This is a genomic window from Blattabacterium sp. (Blatta orientalis) str. Tarazona (genome assembly GCF_000334405.1).
In the GTDB taxonomy this organism is placed as follows: Bacteria; Bacteroidota; Bacteroidia; order Flavobacteriales; family Blattabacteriaceae; genus Blattabacterium.
In genome coordinates, this window is record NC_020195.1 from 310,533 (window position 1) to 327,543 (window position 17,011).

A 17,011-nucleotide genomic window follows, 5' to 3' on the forward strand; every position below is an offset into this window, starting at 1 on the left:
AATCTTCCAAGTATGAAAATAGATAAAGTACTTATCCTGGGATCAGGAGCCTTAAAGATAGGAGAAGCCGGAGAATTTGATTATTCTGGAACACAAGCTTTAAAAGCCCTTAAAGAGGAGGGGATTTATACTATATTGATTAATCCAAATATAGCCACTGTTCAAACTTCGAAAGAAGTGGCTGATAAAGTTTATTTTCTTCCTCTCACATCTTTTTTTATAAAAAAGGTTATTGAGAAGGAAAAACCGAAAGGAATTTTGCTTTCTTTTGGAGGACAAACCGCCTTGAATTGTGGTATTCAACTTTTTAAAGAAGGTCTTCTAGAAAAATATGAAATTCAAGTTTTAGGAACGTCTATTGAATCGATTATACAGAGTGAAGATAGAAATCTCTTTCGAAAGAGATTGAGCCGTATGAATATAAAAACGGCAAAAAGTTTTGTGGTGTATTCCATGGATCATGCCATATCCTATGCTTTAAAGATTGGTTTTCCTGTTATAATTAGATCAGCTTACACTCTTGGAGGTTTAGGAAGTGGTTTTGCAAAAAATATTCATGATTTAAAAAAAATTGTCAATAAGGCTTTTTCTTATTCTTCTCAAGTAGTTGTAGAAGAGTATTTGGAAGGATGGAAAGAAATTGAGTATGAAATAGTTAGAGATCAATATGATAGTAGTATTTCTGTGTGCAATATGGAAAATTTTGATCCCATAGGGATTCATACAGGAGAAAGTATTGTAATAGCTCCTTCGCAAACTTTAACAAATTCAGAATATTATAAATTAAGACAATTATCTCTACAGATAGCCAGAAAATTTGAAATAGTAGGAGAATGTAATGTTCAATTTGCTTTAAATCCAAGATCGGAAGATTATAGGGTTATTGAAGTGAACGCTCGTCTTTCTCGTTCTAGCGCTCTTGCTTCTAAAGCAACTGGTTATCCTTTAGCTTTTGTCTCTGCAAAATTAGCTATAGGATATGGATTACATGAATTAAAAAATTCTGTGACTAAAACTACTTGTGCTTTTTTTGAACCAGCATTGGATTATGTTGTATGCAAAATTCCTAGGTGGGATCTGAAGAAATTTTATGGAGTTTCCAATAGAATTGGAAGTAGTATGAAAAGTGTAGGAGAAGTTATGGCTATTGGAGGATCTTTTGAGGAATCCTTACAGAAAGGGATTCGTATGTTAGATATTGGAATGTTAGGATTTATAAATACAAATAAAAAAAAAATTGGATCCCTTCATCTGCTCAAAGATGCTTTGAAAAAACCTACCGATCAAAGAATTCTATTTCTAGAAGAAGCTTTAGAAGAAGGTTTTTCTATCAAAGAAATTCATGATTTAACCAAAATAGATCCGTGGTTTCTATACCAGTTGAATAACATTTTTCAAACAAAAAAAGAAATTTCTTCTTATGAAAGTTGGATGGATATTCCAGATGAATTATTCCATAAAGCTAAGAAAGAAGGTTTTTCTGATATGCAAATAGCTAGTCTTTTTATTCATAAAAAAGAGAAGGAAGAGAGTATTTATGATCTGGAAAAAAGAATAAGAAAATATAGAAAAAAAAGAAGTATTCTCCCATATGTTCGACAAATTGATACTTTAGCTTCTGAATATCCAGCATATACAAATTATTTGTATTTGACTTATCATTCCATTCAGCATGACGTTCTTTACGAAAAGGATGAAAAATCTGTAATAACTTTAGGATCTGGAGTTTATAGAATTGGAAGTAGTGTAGAATTTGATTGGTGTTGTGTTAATGCATTAAATGCTATTAAGAAAGAATCTTATAGATCTATAATGATTAATTACAATCCAGAAACAGTTAGTACCGATTTTGATGTGTGTGATAGATTATATTTTGAGGAATTAACTTTAGAACGTGTTTTAGATATTATTGATTTAGAAAAACCAAAAGGGACCATAGTATCTATGGGAGGACAAATCCCCAATAACTTGGTTTTAAAGCTTTATGAAAACAAAGTCAAGATATTAGGGACCTCACCACTTTCTATAGACGAAGTGGAAAATAGATACAAATTTTCTCATGCAATGGATCATTTAGGGATAGGCCAACCTAAATGGAAAGAATTATCAGATTTTGAAACGATTTATCAATTTGTAGAAGAAGTAGACTATCCTATATTAGTTAGACCTTCCTATGTTCTATCAGGTGCGGATATGAATGTGATTTCTAATCAAGAAGAACTTCATCGTTATCTTAGAGATAAAGTATCGGTTTCTCCAGAGCACCCATTAGTTATTACAGAGTTTATAAAAAATGCCAAAGAAATTGAATTAGATGCAGTTTCTCAAACTGGAGAGATTTTATATTATGCTATATCAGAACATGTAGAGTTTGCAGGAGTACATTCAGGAGATGCTACGTTAGTATATCCTCCACAAAATCTATATTTATCTACATTAAAAGAAATAGTTCGTATATCTAAAAGAATAGCCAAATATTTTAATATATCTGGACCTTTTAATATTCAATTTTTATCTAAAGATAATGAAGTAAAAGTAATTGAATGCAATTTGAGAGCCTCTAGAAGTTTTCCTTTCGTATCAAAAGTATCTCATTTCAACATGATAGAACTAGCCACCCAAGTCCTTCTTGGAAAGAAAAAGAAGAAAAAGGAACCTAATTTCTTTACAACAAATTTCTTAGGAATAAAAGCCTCACAATTTTCTTTTTCCCGTTTGCAAGATGCGGATCCTATTTTAGGAGTAGATATGACTTCTACTGGGGAAGTAGGATGTTTAGGATATACTTTTGATGAAGCCCTTTTAAAATCTATGCTTTCTGTTGGTTATACTATTCCAAAAAAAAATATTCTTATATCAGGAGGTCCAATGGGATCAAAATTAGATCTTTTAGATATGGTGAAGCTTTTGCATCAAAGAGGATATATATTATTTGCGACAGAAGGAACAAATAATTTTTTATCTGATTATGGAATCCCCTCTATAAGGGTCCATTGGCCAAATGTTAGAAAAGATCCAAATGTTCTTGACTTGATAAAGGATAGAAAATTAGATCTGATTATTAATATTCCCAAAAATTTAAGTAAATCAGAGTTGAATAATGATTATGCTATAAGACGTTCTTCCGTAGATTTTAATATTCCTCTACTCACTAATACTCGTTTAGCAAAGGCTTTTATACAAGCTTTTTGTCATTTATCTATGGATAAACTTTTTATAACAGCTTGGGATGAATATGAATAAATGAATTTATGAAAAAATTTTTTAGCGTAGAAGATGTTTTAAATGTATCTGATCTTATTAGAGGAGCAATTAATTTGAAGAAAAATCCTTATTGTTTTCAACATATTGGAAAAAATAAAACAATTGGATTGGTATTTTTTAATCCTAGTTTACGTACAAGGATTAGTTGTCAAAAAGCGGCTTTTAACTTAGGATGTAATACTTGGGTATTAGATATTCATCAAGATTCCTGGAAAATAGAAATGAGTAATGGAAGTGTCATGAGAAATACTCAAGAACATCTAAAAGAAGCTATTTCTGTCCTGAGTACCTATTGTGATATTCTAGCAGTAAGAACTTTTCCAAATCTTTTAGACAGAAATGAGGATTATCAAGAAGTAATTTTTAATAAGATCTTGAACTATTCTAAAGTTCCAGTAATCAACATGGAAAGTGCCACCTTGCATCCTTTACAGTCTTTAGCTGATGTGATGACTATCGAAGAAATAAGACCCTTTTCTGCTAAAAAAAAATGTAAAGTGGTGTTAAGTTGGGCTCCTCATATAAAACCATTACCGCATTCCGTGCCCAATTCACTTTCTCAATGGATCTCAAAAATAGAAGAAATAGATTTTCTCATTACTTGTCCTGAAAAGTATGACTTATGTAAAAAATTTTCTGACGGGATTTATACTATCCATAACCAAAATGAAGCATTTTTAAATGCAGATTTTATCTATGCAAAAAATTGGAGCAGTTATATAAATTATGGAAAAATACTTTGTTCTAGTTCTAGTTGGATGATTACTGAAAAAAAAATGAAGTTGACTAATCAAGCTAAATTTATGCACTGTTTACCTGTAAGAAGAAATATGGTAGTGGAAGATGCAGTTTTGGATAGTCCAAATTCCATTGTTTTGCAACAAGCAGAAAATAGAATTTATGCGGCGCAAATAATTTTTTTGAAAATTTTACAATCTTTATCATGAAAATCCATATAGTAAAAATTGGAGGAAATTTAATTAATGATCCAAAATGGCTTAATGCTTCTTTAGAGTCCTTTTTGCAACTACAAGGGAATAAAATATTCGTTCATGGAGGAGGGAGTAAGGCAAACATTATTGCTGATAAAATGGGAATTGTTCAAAAATTTATGCAAGGAAGAAGGATTACGGATAAAGTAACACTTGATCTAGTGGTTATGACCTATGCAGGTATAATAAACAAAAACATTATAGCGAAATTTCAATCTTATGACTGTAATGCTTTGGGATTATGTGGAGCGGATGGAAATAGTATAAAGTCTTCCTTTCGTTTAAAAAAAATAGAAACGGATATTGATTATGGATACGTAGGGGATATCAACAGTAGAAGTGTTAACACTTCTTTTCTAAAATTTCTTTTGAAAAAAAAGATTGTTCCTGTATTTTGTTCTATTACTCATAATGGAAAAGGGGTTCTTCTAAATACTAATGCAGACACTATAGCGGCATGTATAGCCATATCTTTAACCAAAGAAGGGGATGAAATAGAATTGCATTTTTGTTTTGAAAAAAAGGGAGTATTACGATACTTACATGATGCTGAATCTTATTATAAAAAAATAGATTTTCGTTTATTTCAAATAATCAAAAAAAATCATACTATTAAAAATGGAATGATTCCGAAATTGGAAAATGCTTTTTTTGCATTAAAAAATGGAGTCTCTAAGGTAAGTATAGGTCAACCTTATTATTTAAATGACTTGAATAATAAGACCGTTTTATGTCTGTAGTAGATTTAAAAATATTAAAGAAAGAAGCTATACAACTTCTTATAAAAATGATAAATACGCCATCTATATCTAAGCAAGAGAAAAAAGTATCTTTTCTGATAGAAGACTATCTTTCTAGATATGGATTCCATATAAAAAGAAAATTTAACAATATATGGACAGAAAATACTAATTATGATGCTAAAAAAGAAAATATTCGTACGATTTTATTAAATTCTCATCATGATACAGTGAAACCAGGAAAAAACTGGAAAACAAATCCTTTTACGGCTATAAGACAAGGAGATAAATTAATAGGTTTAGGAAGTAATGATGCGGGAGCTTCTGTTGTTTCATTAATTTCAACTTTTATATACTTAAACAGTTTATCTGTCTTACCTTACAAATTGGTACTTGCTCTTACAGCAGAAGAGGAAATTTCTGGACCATTAGGTGTAAGATCCATTTTATCTGAATTAGGAGAAATAGATTTAGGGATAATAGGAGAACCAACAAAAATGCAAGTAGCTATTGCGGAAAAAGGGTTAGTAGTTTTAGATTGCCTAGCTGAAGGAAAAACCGGACATTCTGCAAGATATATAGGGGTTAATGCTATCTATATAGCTACAAAAGATATAGAATGTTTAAGAAATCTTCAGTTTGATAGAAAGTCTAAATTTCTAGGTTATCCTACATTAACAGTCACTCAAATACAAGGAGGTATACAACATAATGTGATTCCGGATTCTTGCTCTTTTGTCATAGATATTAGAACTAATGAATTATATAAAAATGAGGAATTGATTGAAATGATCCGAAAAAAAATTCATTCTAAAATGAAACCACGTTCTTCTCATTCAAATTATTCTTTCATAAATCCATCGCATCCAATTGTATCAAAAGCTAAGTTCATAGGAAGAAAAATTTATGGATCTCCTACTCTTTCGGATCAAAGTATTATGTCTTTTCCAACTATTAAAATGGGTGTGGGAGATAGCAACCGTTCTCATACGACAAATGAGTATATTCATATTTATGAAATCCTAGATGGAATAGATATTTATATCCGTTTGTTAAAAGACTTCAATTTTAAAACAAAAAAGGTAAATTTGTTCTCTTTATAAACAGAAAAAGTATGATACAAGAAATAAACGATGATAATTTTGAAAAAATTGTTTTTGAATCGAATAAGCCGGTTTTAGTGGATTTTTGGGCTCCATGGTGTGCTCCATGTAGAACCTTATCTGCTATATTAGAAGATATATTTACTGAATATATAGGGAAAGCATTGGTTGTTAAATTAAATGTAGATAACAATCCAAAAACTTCTTCTCAATATGGAATACGTAGTATTCCTACCATGTTTTTTTTTAAAAACGGAGAAAAAAAAGATATGCAGATTGGAGTATCTTCTAAGGAAGATATCAGAAAAAAATTAGAGGCTTTGATTTAATACTTTTTTTGGTCTGGTAGTTCAGTTGGTTAGAATACATGCCTGTCACGCATGGGGTCGCGGGTTCAAGTCCCGTCCAGACCGCCTTTAAACTTTTTATATTTTGTTTTTTATTTTATATTTGATTAGATCTTCTATCGATATAATTTTCATATGAAATTTTTTGGACATTTGAATTAATTGTGGAAGACGCGCCATAGATCCGTTTTTATTCAGAATCTCTACCAATACCCCTCCAGGTATGCATCCTGCCATTCTAGTTATGTCTATTGCCGCTTCTGTATGTCCTGGTCTTTCTAAGACACCTCCTTTTTTTGCGCGAAGAGGGAAAATATGACCTGGCTTGTTAAAAGCTTCTGGTTTTACTTCGTGAACTAGTGCCAATATAGTCTTAGCTCTATCTGAAACAGATATCCCTGTACTTACGCCATAACCTCGTACATCTACGGATACTGTAAAAGCTGTTTTTCTAGGATCTGTGTTATTGTTCACCATCATTTGAAGTTCTAATTGATCACATTTTTCCTCTGTTAAGGAAACACAAACTAATCCTCTACCATGAGTAATTAGAAAATTGACAATTTTAGGGGTTACTTTTTCTGCGGCCACTACAAAATCTCCTTCATTTTCACGATTTTCATCATCCACCACAATAATAAGTTTTCCATTTTGAATATCCTGCAAAGCAGATTCTATACAATTTAGATTCCCTTTATCAGAAGAATAAAAAACCATAAATAAATCCTCTATTTTATATTTTAGTTTTAACTATTGTTACATATAATAAAAATCATCCATTACAGTTTTATAAGTAATCCATATACTCAGTGGGAAAAAAACAAAATTTGGAATCCAAGCCCCCATCCATGGCCATATTTCTGCTTTTTCTCCTTGATTTTGTGTAATGGTAAGTAAAGTATGATAAATAATGAATATAATTATGGCTATCAGGGTGGGAAGCCCCATCCCTCCTTTTCGAATGATAGCTCCTAGCGGGGCTCCAATAAGAAACATTATAATGCATGTTACTGGAAAGGTAAATTTTTTCTGTAATTCGAATTGATACTTAGCTAAGTATTTTTTTCTATTCTGAAGAAACTTTTTTTGATGTTGAAGTTCATTTATTAAAAGGGATAAAATGATCTTTCTTATGTAGGAGAAGAGATCTATTCTTATTCTTGGATCTTTTGAAAAAAATTTTTTTTTCTGAAAAAGGGAATTATAATTCAATTTTTTAAAATCAGAATACAATTGACAATTTTCTTTTTTTAAAAAATGTATTTTTTCCATCAGTTTTTTTGTATCAAGAGTTTTATAGGAATCATCATAATAATAATCTAAGTTTTTGTATTCTATTAAAGGTTTTTTAAAAGATTGAATGAAAGAATCAAAATAGACCATTTGATACGAATAAGTTTTTCCTTCATAAGGATTATCCCTATAGAAAAATCCCTTCATGAGTTTAATTTGAAAACCCTCCTCCTTTTTATTTGGAATTAAAACTCCCTTTTCGGCAAGGATCGTATTGATTGCTAAATTTTTTCCGTAAAAAAAAATGAATATATTTTCTAGTAAATTACTATTTTTTTTTTTGCCTATTCTTATGAAAAAATCTGGAAAAAGGTTAACAAAAACTCCTTCTTTTAACCTCAAGGAGGGATGAGCTATTGAAATTTGATATCCTAGTTCTTGAGCTTTTCTTTTTGCCTCTGGAATGGAAAAATCAGAAAAAAAATATAGTCCAACGGATAGAAGGAATGTTATACATAAAAGAGGTTTCATGACTCTAAAAAGGGAGATTCCAGAAGATTTAATAGCTATAAGTTCTTGGGATTCTGAAATATATCCATAAGTTATGATAGAAGTAAGCAATATAGAAATGGGGATCACTAATGGGGTAATTGAAATTCCAAAATAATATATAAACTTTAGAATAATTAAAATGTTAATATTTTTTCCTGTTAATTCATCCATTTTACTCCAAAAAAATTGAACAATAAATACAAAAAAAATAGAAAAAAAAATGATCAAAAAAGGAGCCATAAATAAACGAATCATGTATAGATCTAATTTTTTTATTTGAATCCTTATACTCATGGATTTCTTCTTTTCCTATAATATAAGAAAAGTATTTTACTCATTTATATTTATTATCATCCGGTTCTGGTAAGAAAAATATCCGTTTTTTGAAAAGTATTTCTTCCATAAAAATCAACGATTTTTTGAATATCTGATAGGTCGATAAAAGGACCTTGTAATCGAATTAGTTCATTTTTATTAGAAAATAAAAGATCTCCTTTTCCAATTAATTGTTCCGCTCCTGTACAATCTAGAATGGTTATAGAGTCTATTTTAGAACTTACTCTAAACGCAATTCTTGCGGTAAAATTAGATTTAATTAATCCAGTAATGACATCAACAGAGGGTCTTTGTGTAGCTATAATCAAATGAATCCCCACAGCACGAGCTAACTGTGCTAAACGGGTTATATATATTTCTATTTGTTTTTTTTTAAAAGAAAGACTTAAATCTGCAAATTCATCAATAATTAGGATAATATAAGGGATATGATATTTTTTTTCATATTTACCATTGTATTCTTGAATATTTCTAACCATTGCTCTTTCTAAAAGAGAATATCTATTATCCATTTCTTTGCATAAAGAATTTAATATATCTCTTACCTCATGTATGTTTGTAATGATCGGATTTATAGAATTAGGTAAAAGAGCAAAATAAGATTTAGAAATTTTTTTATAGATAGATAACTCTACTTTTTTTGGATCGATCAAAATAAATTTTAGATTTTCTGGTTTTTTTTTATATAATAAGAAGACTATCATAGCATTTAATCCAACTGACTTCCCTTGTCCAGTAGATCCTGCTATAAGTAGATGTGGCATCTTGGCTAAATCTATCATAAAAATTTCATTAAATACGGTTTTTCCTAAAGAAATAGGGAGTTCCATTTTATGACTTTTTTTGAAACTTTCTTCAGAATCAAGGATGTTTTTCATATATACGAGAGAACGTTTATTATTGGGGATTTCTATCCCTACAGAACCTTTTCCAGGTATGGGAGCTATGATTCTTATAGATAAAGCAGATAAATTTAAAGCGATTTCCTTTTCTAAGTTTTTTATTTTTGAAATCCGCACGCCTACCTGAGGAAATATTTCGTATAAAGTGATAGTAGGTCCTATAGTAGCCTTAATTTTATCTACTGTGATCTTATAATAGTTGAGGAGATGAATAATTTTTTTTTTATTATTTTCCAGATCTTCTCCAGATAGAGATAATAGAAAATCTTCATTTTTAGAAGAAGAAAGTATAGGAAAATTTATGATAGAACTTTTTATTTTTTTTTCTTCAAAAAATGGAGGGGGATCAATGGATAAATCCTTTTTTCTATAATTAAAAAAATTTTTTAATAATTCCCATAATTGGATTATCCACCCCATATCTTCATGAACATATTTTATTTTTTTTTTTATTCCATTTTTTAACTTTGGAGTAGTAATCCGGAATATGATGATTGAATAAAGGATGATACTTGTAAGGACTAGGAATCCTAGTCCTACCTTTCCAAATAAGCTGATCAAAAAATTTCCTATTTCAAAACCAAAAATACCACTTAGTATTCCGTTTTCAGGAAAAATCAGATAAAAGGTTATAGGAATCCATATGCTTAGAAATAGAAATTTCCATATTATGGATTGATACTTATTCCGTAAAAATCTTCCTTCCAAAAGGATTATGAATCCTGTGAGGAACAATAATAAGGGAAAAAAAAATGCGCTAATTCCTATTCCGCAGTATATAAAATAGTGAGATAGAATAGCTCCTATTTTTTCCAAGTAAATTTTCCGCTCTTATTTCTTTATCAAAAAGTTTATCCAGTTGACTTTGATCATTTTTCCAATGAAAAAGAAAAGAGAAAAACTTAAAAATAAGAAAAGACTATTTCCTAATAAAAAAAAACCAGAAATAGTTCTAATCATATTTATTTTCTCTCTGTTTTTAAGATTTTTGAAATTTTTTTTCATGTTTTTGAATTGAAATTTCCATCTTTCTATCCATAATTAATTATCCTTTCTTTGAAAAAAAAGTTTTTTTATACTATCTTAGGGCTATTCTATTAGAAAAACATTGCGATAAATATTAAAAAAAAATGAAAAAAACAAGAATGATCTCTCTTTTTATTGTTTTGGGATTTTTTTATCCTTGGCATGATGTCCATAGTGAAATGATAAAAAAAGGAGAAAAGCTAAGAACAACAATGGAAAAAAATGTAAATCCCCATCGTAATTTTAATATTTACATGGATTTTACGAGTAGTATTCATTCTACAGTAGAAGCAGAAAAAGAGATTTTTGATGGATCTCCTTTTTCTATGGAATCTTTCAAATTAGACCTGATAGGAAAGGCGAATGATAAAATCAGTTATCGTTTTGTACAAAAATTTAATAATAAGAAAACCCATGTGGATAAGGAGGAAGATTTAGATAATGTGGAAGACCATAAGATGTATGATCCTCTCATCATTAATTTAGCTTATTTGAAATATAAGCATAATGATAAACTATCGTTTTTGATAGGAAAACAACCAGTTTCTTTTGGAAGTATGGAATATAATTCTAAAGATCTTCATATCTATCAGTATCCTGATGTATACAAAAATAAGGAAAATCCTGTTGGGATAAATTTTATTTATACTCCAGAAAAAAATCATGAATTACAGTTTCAGATTGTAAATAGCCATTCTAGAAAACTAAATGAAGATATACACCCTGAAAATGTCAATCATCCTATGGGATATTCTGCGAATTGGAATTGGAATTTATTTAATAAAATCATTCAAAATAGATGGTCTTATTCTATTTTTCAAGAAAGTGAAAAGGATAAATTTTGGAAATTATTAGCATTGGGGAGTCGATTAGATTTAAAACCGATTTCTATAGAAGCGGATTACATATTGAGTGATGAAGATATAGAAAAAAACGGTTTTTTTACAAAAATTTTACGTTCATCAAATAATAATAATTATAAGGATTTTGCCTCTACAAAATATGGAACTTATTTTCTAAAATTTAAGTATAACTTCATTCCAAAATGGAATTTATTTGCGAAAGGAGTATATGAGGTTGGAAGATCTAAAAAAGACATTAATGAAATTTATGGACTGGTTAAAGATCAATTACTAAAAAAAGCATATACTTATTATGGGGGGATAGAATATATGCCTTGTAAGGATGATTTAAGTTTATATTTTTTATATAAAAAACAAAAAGTTGATTATTATATGAATTTTATAAATATAAAACAAGAAAATAAGGATAATCATTCTATGGCTTTGGGATTAAGTTATCGCATCAAATTATTTTAATAACAAAAAGAAAAATATCGAGCAGGATTCTCGATATTTTTCTATGCATGAGAATGAGAATAGGACTTTTTTTTGGATCATTTAATCCCATTCATTTAGGTCATGTAATCCTTGCTAATCACATAGTAGAGTTTTTGGATATAGATCATATTTGGTTTGTTGTTTCTCCAAAAAATCCACTAAAAAAAAAACGGAATCTTTTAGATTATGTCCATAGAATAAAGATGGTCCGCATCGCCGTTGAAGGTTATAAGAAAATGAGTGTTTTAGATATAGAATCTGAATGTTCTCCTTCTTATACTATTCATACGCTTGATGTAATAGAGAAAAGATATCCTAAAGAGAAATTTACTCTCATTATAGGAAGAGATACTTTATATTCATTAAAAAAATGGAAGAGTTATAAAACTATTTTAAATAAATATGATATTTTCGTATACCCTCGTATTGGTTCTTTCTCTAATCCTTTTTTTAAAAAGGAAAATATCTATCTTTTAAAAGCGCCTATGATTGAAATATCTTCTTCTTTTATTCGAAATTCTATTCAAAAAGGAAAGAATATAAAACCTTTGCTTCAACCAAAAGTATGGAAGTATATGAAAAAACATAAATTTTATAGAAAATAATGAAATTAAGAATGGGATGGATTATTCTCCCATTTCTTTTTTTTTGTATTGGTAAGCCTTTTTTAATAATCTTTGAAATTCAAGTTCACAAAATATTTTTTTTATGGAATTCCAATTGGGTTTTTTTACAGAAAATTTTTCCTCTTGAAAATAAAAGAAGGGAACGTTAGTAATAATGGTAACTAATCTTTTAGATAGAAGAGCTAATTCTTTATTCTTTTCAATATTTTTTTTAATCTTTCCGCTAAGATCATGGGTAGAATTTAAAAATTTTTCAAGACTTCCATACTTTTGAATAAATTTTCTAGCATATTTTTCTCCTATCCCCGGTAATCCTGGTATATTGTCAGAAGAATCTCCCATCATACTCCATAAATCTATAACTTGTTTAGGTTCTATCACTCCAAATTTTTTTTTTATTTCCTCAATTCCTAATATTTTTTTTGGATTTCCTTTAAAAGGAGGTCTATAAATCTGTATGTTTTTTGTGACAAGTTGGCTAAAATCTTTGTCAAAAGTAATGATATAAATCATATATCCTTTTTTTTCTGCTTTTTTTGCTATAGTTCCAATGAGATCGTCTGCCTCGTATCCATCTTTTGCATAAAAGGAGGAAATTCGAAAAGAATTTAAAATATTTACAACATAAGGCATAGCAATAGAAATATCTCTTGGAGTTTTTTTTCTATGAGCTTTATATTTAGGATATTCTTTTTTTCGAAAAGTTTTTCGACTAGTATCAAAAAAAGCAGCCATATAAGAAGGTTTTTCCTCATTTAAAGTATTAATCAAAAAATAAGTAAAATGGATGATAGGAGAAGTGTTTATTCCTTGGGAAGTAAAAAGTGGATTTTTTATATAGGCATAATAGCCTTGATAAAGAATAGTGTATGTATCTATTAAAAATAATTTTTTATTATTCATATTTTATTTTTATTATGTAAATATGTAGAAAAAAGAGCTTTTATAATCACAACCGTTTTCCTTTCTCTAGGTAGAGGATGTCATAAATAAGTATGAAAAAATCAAATAATAAATATACAGTAACTGCTGCTTTTCCATATGCAAATGGACCCATTCATATAGGACATTTAGCTGGTGTCTATTTACCTGCAGATATTTTTGTTCGTTATCTTAGAAGGAAAAAAAAGGAGGTTATTTTTATATGTGGGTCCGATGAACATGGGGTTCCGATTACGATACAAGCTAAAAAAGAGAATACGACTCCTAAAGAAATAGTCAATAAATATCATTTCATGATTAAAGATTGTTTTGAAAATTTTGGGATACATTTTGATAACTATTCCAGAACTTCTACAGTTATTCATCAAAAAATTTCTACTTCTTTTTTTAAGAAGCTACATAAAGAAAAAAAAATCTTTGAAAAAGTATCTGAACAATACTATGACAATCAAGCTAAACAATTTTTAGCGGATAGATATATATATGGAATTTGCCCCCATTGTAAACACAAGGAAGCTTATGGAGATCAATGCGAAAGTTGTGGTTCTTCGTTAAGTCCTGAAGAATTAATAAATCCTCTTTCTACTATAAGTGGAAGCAATCCAGTTTTAAAAAAAACTAAACATTGGTATTTTCCATTAAATGAATATCAAAATTTTTTGGAAAAATGGATTTTAATGGATCATCAAAAAGACTGGAAAGTGAATGTTTATGGACAAGCTAAATCTTGGTTAGATCAAGGATTAAAACCTCGTGCTATTACAAGAGATCTGGATTGGGGAATTCCTATTCCGATTCCGAAAGAGATAGGAAAAGTTTTATATGTATGGTTTGAGGCTACTATAGGTTATATTTCCTCTACTATAGAATGGGCAAAACGGAAAAAAAAGGACTGGAAACCTTATTGGAAAGATCAAAGGACAAAATTAATTCAATTTATAGGAAAAGATAATATTGTATTTCATTGCATTATCTTTCCATCTGTACTTAAAGCATATAATCATGGATATATTTTACCGGATAAAATACTTGCTAATGAATTCCTAAATTTAGAAAATGAAAAAATTTCTACTTCCAGAAATTGGGGAGTATGGGTTCATGAATACTTAATGGATTTTCCAAATCAACAAGATACACTTCGTTACATTCTTATAGCTAAGATGCCAGAAAAAAAAGATAACAATTTTAATTGGAAGGATTTTCAAAAAACAAATAATACGGAGCTGGTAGCTATATTAGGAAATTTCGTTAATCGTAGTTTGACTTTAATTCAAAAATACAACAATGGGATTATTCCCCCTCCTGGTATTTTTTCCATCACAGATAAATCTATTTTAAAAAAAATAAGGAAATATCCGGAAAATATAGGGGATTTGATCGAATCCTTTCGATTTCGTGAAGCTTTAATTTGTTTTATGGATTTAGCTAGGCTTGGAAACAAGTATTTAACGGAAGAGGAACCTTGGAATATAAAAAAAACGGAACAACGGATAGAGACCATCCTTTACGTTTCTTTGCAAATTGTTGGGATGTTAGCGCAATTAGCAGAGCCTTTTCTTCCATATACTTCCAAGAAACTATTAAAAATGCTTCGTTTGGAAGCTTTTTTTTGGAAAAAAATAGAAAACGTGAAGGAATTTTTACGTCCAGGACATGTTTTAGGAAAGTCTACATTGTTATTTCACAAAATAACAGATAAAAGTGTTGAAAATCAACTAGTAAAATTAGGAAAAGTGACTTATGAAAAATAAGTTACTCTTTGTATTTTTTTTGTTATTTTTTTCATGTAATGATGAAGATTTCTTAAAAAACAAAGAAAATTTTCAAAATATGGATGAAAATTCCATATTTCATTATCATGAAAAAAATAATAAAAATTCGGATAAATTACGGTTTTTTATTTCTGATAATATGATCAAAGCTCCTTTAGATGGATATTTTTTTTATATGGGGCACTATGAGATTGAATAATATTCAGAATAGAAAAAAAAAAAATATCACACTATAAGTTATGGAGTCGATGTATTTATTAATAATTTTTTAAAGTATAAAACTTATTTCAAAGATTTTATAAATGAGGAGGATAAAAAGATCTCTAAATTAGATTTAAAAGGAAACTTCCATTTAAAAATCCCAGTAAAAAAAAATGATAAATTATGCTTACAATATTCTATAAAAAGAAAGGATCCTATATCTTTATACTTTTTTGATGAAAAACAAAAAGTTTTAAGGAATAAATTAGATCATATACAAATATTTTTCCATCCTTCATCACATAATTAATCAGCGGAGAGAGAGGGATTCGAACCCCCGGAGGTAAGTAAAAACCTCAACGGTTTTCAAGACCGACGCAATTAACCACTCTGCCATCTCTCCTAAATTTGAATTTCTACAATATTTCTAAGAAGATCTTGCATAGTTTCTCTTCTTCTAATAAGAAAATCTTGTCCTTTTACAATCATAACTTCAGAAGGTCTATAACGAGAATTATAATTAGAGGACATAGAAAAACAGTAAGCTCCTGCATTTTTAATACATAAAATATCCCCCTCACGGATTTCTGCAATTTGACGATTGAATCCAAATGTATCCGACTCACAAATATATCCTACTATTGTGTAGAAACGAGAACGTCCGTTAGGATTAGAAATATTTTCTATGCAGTGATAAGCTTCATAAAACATGGGACGAATAAAGTGATTAAAACCGGAATCTACTCCAGCAAATACGGTAGAAGTAGTATGTTTAATGACATTGACATGAACTAAAAAGTACCCAGATTCACTCACCAAAAATTTCCCAGGTTCCCATATTAAAGTTACTTTTTTTCCATACACTTTACAAAAAATTTCAAACTTTTCTATAATAGAACGACTTAAAAAAGTCAAATCCGTTTTTATGTCATCTTTTTTATATGGAACTTTAAATCCACTTCCAAAATCTATATAATCAATATCTGGAAAATCCAGAGCTATTTGAAATATCACTTTAGCTCCTTGTAAAAAGGCTTCTATATCTGATATATCAGATCCTGCATGCATATGAAATCCCTCTATTTTCAGTCCTGTATTTTTTAAGATCCTTTTTAGATGAGGAATTTGATAGTAAGATATTCCGAATTTGGAATCGACATGTCCAACTGAAATTTTATAATTTCCTCCTGCCATAATATGAGGATTGATTCTTATTCCTATAGGATAATCTGGATTTTCACTTCCAAACTGTTCTAAAAGAGATAGATTATCTATGTTAATTCTGACTCCGAAATCAACCGCTTTTTTAACTTCTTGTAGAGAAACACAATTTGGAGTGAATATAATATGTTTTGGAGAAAATCCAGCTATTAACCCTAGTTCTACTTCTTGAATAGAAACGGTATCTAATCCACTTCCTAACTTTTGTAAAAATTTTAAAACATTCAAATTAGTGTTTGCTTTACAAGCATAGTTAATTCTTAAACGTCCAACTTCACTAAAAGCCTTATTCATCTTTAGATATTGTCTTTCTATTTTTCTAGAATCATATATATAAAGAGGAGTTCCGTATTTTTTTCCTAGTTGCATTAACTGGTCTCTAGAAACTGAATAATTCCTATTTTCATTCATAAT

At 29.1% G+C, this 17,011-nt stretch carries 14 protein-coding genes and 2 tRNA genes; 10 read left to right on the top strand and 6 right to left on the bottom strand.

Annotated features, from left to right (window positions below; translation table 11 throughout):
* Nucleotides 1–12 precede the first annotated feature (12 nt).
* The 6 genes from carB (at nucleotide 13) to BLBBOR_RS01585 (ending at nucleotide 6,512) form a co-directional block, all read left to right on the top strand.
* Nucleotides 13–3,243, top strand: coding sequence for a carbamoyl-phosphate synthase (glutamine-hydrolyzing) large subunit (gene carB / locus BLBBOR_RS01560; RefSeq protein WP_015370690.1), 3,231 nt, complete (start codon nucleotides 13–15; stop codon nucleotides 3,241–3,243).
* An 8-nt stretch (nucleotides 3,244–3,251) separates the two neighbouring features.
* Nucleotides 3,252–4,211, top strand: coding sequence for an N-acetylornithine carbamoyltransferase (locus BLBBOR_RS01565; protein WP_015370691.1), 960 nt, complete (start codon nucleotides 3,252–3,254; stop codon nucleotides 4,209–4,211).
* Nucleotides 4,208–4,996 (top strand): acetylglutamate kinase, encoded by a 789-nt coding sequence (argB, locus tag BLBBOR_RS01570; protein WP_015370692.1) that lies wholly within the window; start codon nucleotides 4,208–4,210, stop codon nucleotides 4,994–4,996. The genes BLBBOR_RS01565 and argB overlap by 4 nt, the downstream gene beginning before the upstream one ends.
* Nucleotides 4,987–6,099 (top strand): M20 family metallo-hydrolase, encoded by a 1,113-nt coding sequence (locus tag BLBBOR_RS01575; protein ID WP_015370693.1) that lies wholly within the window; start codon nucleotides 4,987–4,989, stop codon nucleotides 6,097–6,099. The genes argB and BLBBOR_RS01575 overlap by 10 nt, the downstream gene beginning before the upstream one ends.
* 11 nt (nucleotides 6,100–6,110) lie before the next feature.
* Nucleotides 6,111–6,428, top strand: coding sequence for a thioredoxin (trxA, locus tag BLBBOR_RS01580; protein WP_015370694.1), 318 nt, complete (start codon nucleotides 6,111–6,113; stop codon nucleotides 6,426–6,428).
* 10 nt (nucleotides 6,429–6,438) lie between these two features.
* Nucleotides 6,439–6,512 (top strand) — tRNA-Asp (locus BLBBOR_RS01585).
* A gap of 12 nt (nucleotides 6,513–6,524) precedes the next feature.
* Here the strand turns inward: BLBBOR_RS01585 and ribB are convergent.
* The 3 genes from ribB to BLBBOR_RS01600 are packed head-to-tail and all read right to left on the bottom strand — an operon-like array spanning nucleotide 6,525 to nucleotide 10,285.
* Entirely contained in the window at nucleotides 6,525–7,163 is a 639-nt protein-coding gene (gene ribB / locus BLBBOR_RS01590; protein ID WP_015370695.1) for a 3,4-dihydroxy-2-butanone-4-phosphate synthase, read from the bottom strand.
* Nucleotides 7,164–7,202: 39 nt separating this feature from the next.
* Nucleotides 7,203–8,525, bottom strand: a complete 1,323-nt coding sequence (locus tag BLBBOR_RS01595) for an LptF/LptG family permease (RefSeq protein WP_015370696.1) — start codon at nucleotides 8,523–8,525, stop codon at nucleotides 7,203–7,205.
* A gap of 56 nt (nucleotides 8,526–8,581) precedes the next feature.
* A complete protein-coding gene (locus BLBBOR_RS01600) occupies nucleotides 8,582–10,285 on the bottom strand; it encodes a DNA translocase FtsK 4TM domain-containing protein (protein WP_015370697.1) in 1,704 nt (567 codons plus the stop codon).
* A 314-nt stretch (nucleotides 10,286–10,599) separates the two neighbouring features.
* On the opposite strand from BLBBOR_RS01600, the gene BLBBOR_RS01605 reads away from it, so the two are divergent.
* Both BLBBOR_RS01605 and nadD read left to right on the top strand, forming a co-directional pair.
* Nucleotides 10,600–11,814 carry a porin gene (locus BLBBOR_RS01605; RefSeq protein ID WP_015370698.1) on the top strand — a complete coding sequence of 405 codons (1,215 nt, stop codon included), beginning with the start codon at nucleotides 10,600–10,602 and terminating at the stop codon, nucleotides 11,812–11,814.
* A gap of 53 nt (nucleotides 11,815–11,867) precedes the next feature.
* Nucleotides 11,868–12,440: a nicotinate (nicotinamide) nucleotide adenylyltransferase gene (gene nadD, locus BLBBOR_RS01610; RefSeq protein ID WP_200858162.1), complete on the top strand. Its 573-nt coding sequence runs from the start codon at nucleotides 11,868–11,870 to the stop codon at nucleotides 12,438–12,440.
* 21 nt (nucleotides 12,441–12,461) lie between these two features.
* Here the strand turns inward: nadD and BLBBOR_RS01615 are convergent, their stop codons facing one another.
* Complete coding sequence (locus BLBBOR_RS01615; RefSeq protein ID WP_015370700.1) at nucleotides 12,462–13,364, bottom strand: 5'-3' exonuclease H3TH domain-containing protein; 903 nt, start codon at nucleotides 13,362–13,364, stop codon at nucleotides 12,462–12,464.
* Nucleotides 13,365–13,456: 92 nt separating this feature from the next.
* Between BLBBOR_RS01615 and metG the strand changes: the two genes are divergently transcribed.
* Nucleotides 13,457–15,154 carry a methionine--tRNA ligase gene (metG, locus tag BLBBOR_RS01620; RefSeq protein WP_015370701.1) on the top strand — a complete coding sequence of 566 codons (1,698 nt, stop codon included), beginning with the start codon at nucleotides 13,457–13,459 and terminating at the stop codon, nucleotides 15,152–15,154.
* Nucleotides 15,144–15,374, top strand: coding sequence for a hypothetical protein (locus tag BLBBOR_RS01625; protein ID WP_045118225.1), 231 nt, complete (start codon nucleotides 15,144–15,146; stop codon nucleotides 15,372–15,374). Before metG ends, BLBBOR_RS01625 begins: the two co-directional genes overlap by 11 nt.
* Nucleotides 15,375–15,690: 316 nt before the next feature.
* Here BLBBOR_RS01625 and BLBBOR_RS01630 read toward each other — a convergent pair.
* Nucleotides 15,691–15,779: transfer RNA gene (locus tag BLBBOR_RS01630), tRNA-Ser, on the bottom strand.
* On the bottom strand, nucleotides 15,779–17,008 hold the full coding sequence (gene lysA / locus BLBBOR_RS01635) for a diaminopimelate decarboxylase (RefSeq protein ID WP_015370702.1): 1,230 nt from the start codon (nucleotides 17,006–17,008) through the stop codon (nucleotides 15,779–15,781). Before lysA ends, BLBBOR_RS01630 begins: the two co-directional genes overlap by 1 nt.
* Between the last annotated feature and the right edge of the window lie 3 nt (nucleotides 17,009–17,011).

Excerpts from the sequence above, each read along its gene's own strand:
- BLBBOR_RS01615 (WP_015370700.1), bottom strand. The coding sequence starts at position 13,364 with ATGAATAATAAAAAATTATTTTTAATAGATACATACACTATTCTTTAT.
- metG (WP_015370701.1), top strand. The coding sequence starts at position 13,457 with ATGAAAAAATCAAATAATAAATATACAGTAACTGCTGCTTTTCCATAT.
- ribB (WP_015370695.1), bottom strand. The coding sequence starts at position 7,163 with ATGGTTTTTTATTCTTCTGATAAAGGGAATCTAAATTGTATAGAATCT.
- BLBBOR_RS01565 (WP_015370691.1), top strand. The coding sequence starts at position 3,252 with ATGAAAAAATTTTTTAGCGTAGAAGATGTTTTAAATGTATCTGATCTT.
- BLBBOR_RS01625 (WP_045118225.1), top strand. The coding sequence starts at position 15,144 with ATGAAAAATAAGTTACTCTTTGTATTTTTTTTGTTATTTTTTTCATGT.
- trxA (WP_015370694.1), top strand. The coding sequence starts at position 6,111 with ATGATACAAGAAATAAACGATGATAATTTTGAAAAAATTGTTTTTGAA.
- lysA (WP_015370702.1), bottom strand. The coding sequence starts at position 17,008 with ATGAATGAAAATAGGAATTATTCAGTTTCTAGAGACCAGTTAATGCAA.
- BLBBOR_RS01575 (WP_015370693.1), top strand. The coding sequence starts at position 4,987 with ATGTCTGTAGTAGATTTAAAAATATTAAAGAAAGAAGCTATACAACTT.
- carB (WP_015370690.1), top strand. The coding sequence starts at position 13 with ATGAAAATAGATAAAGTACTTATCCTGGGATCAGGAGCCTTAAAGATA.
- nadD (WP_200858162.1), top strand. The coding sequence starts at position 11,868 with ATGAGAATAGGACTTTTTTTTGGATCATTTAATCCCATTCATTTAGGT.
- BLBBOR_RS01595 (WP_015370696.1), bottom strand. The coding sequence starts at position 8,525 with ATGAGTATAAGGATTCAAATAAAAAAATTAGATCTATACATGATTCGT.
- argB (WP_015370692.1), top strand. The coding sequence starts at position 4,208 with ATGAAAATCCATATAGTAAAAATTGGAGGAAATTTAATTAATGATCCA.
- BLBBOR_RS01605 (WP_015370698.1), top strand. The coding sequence starts at position 10,600 with ATGAAAAAAACAAGAATGATCTCTCTTTTTATTGTTTTGGGATTTTTT.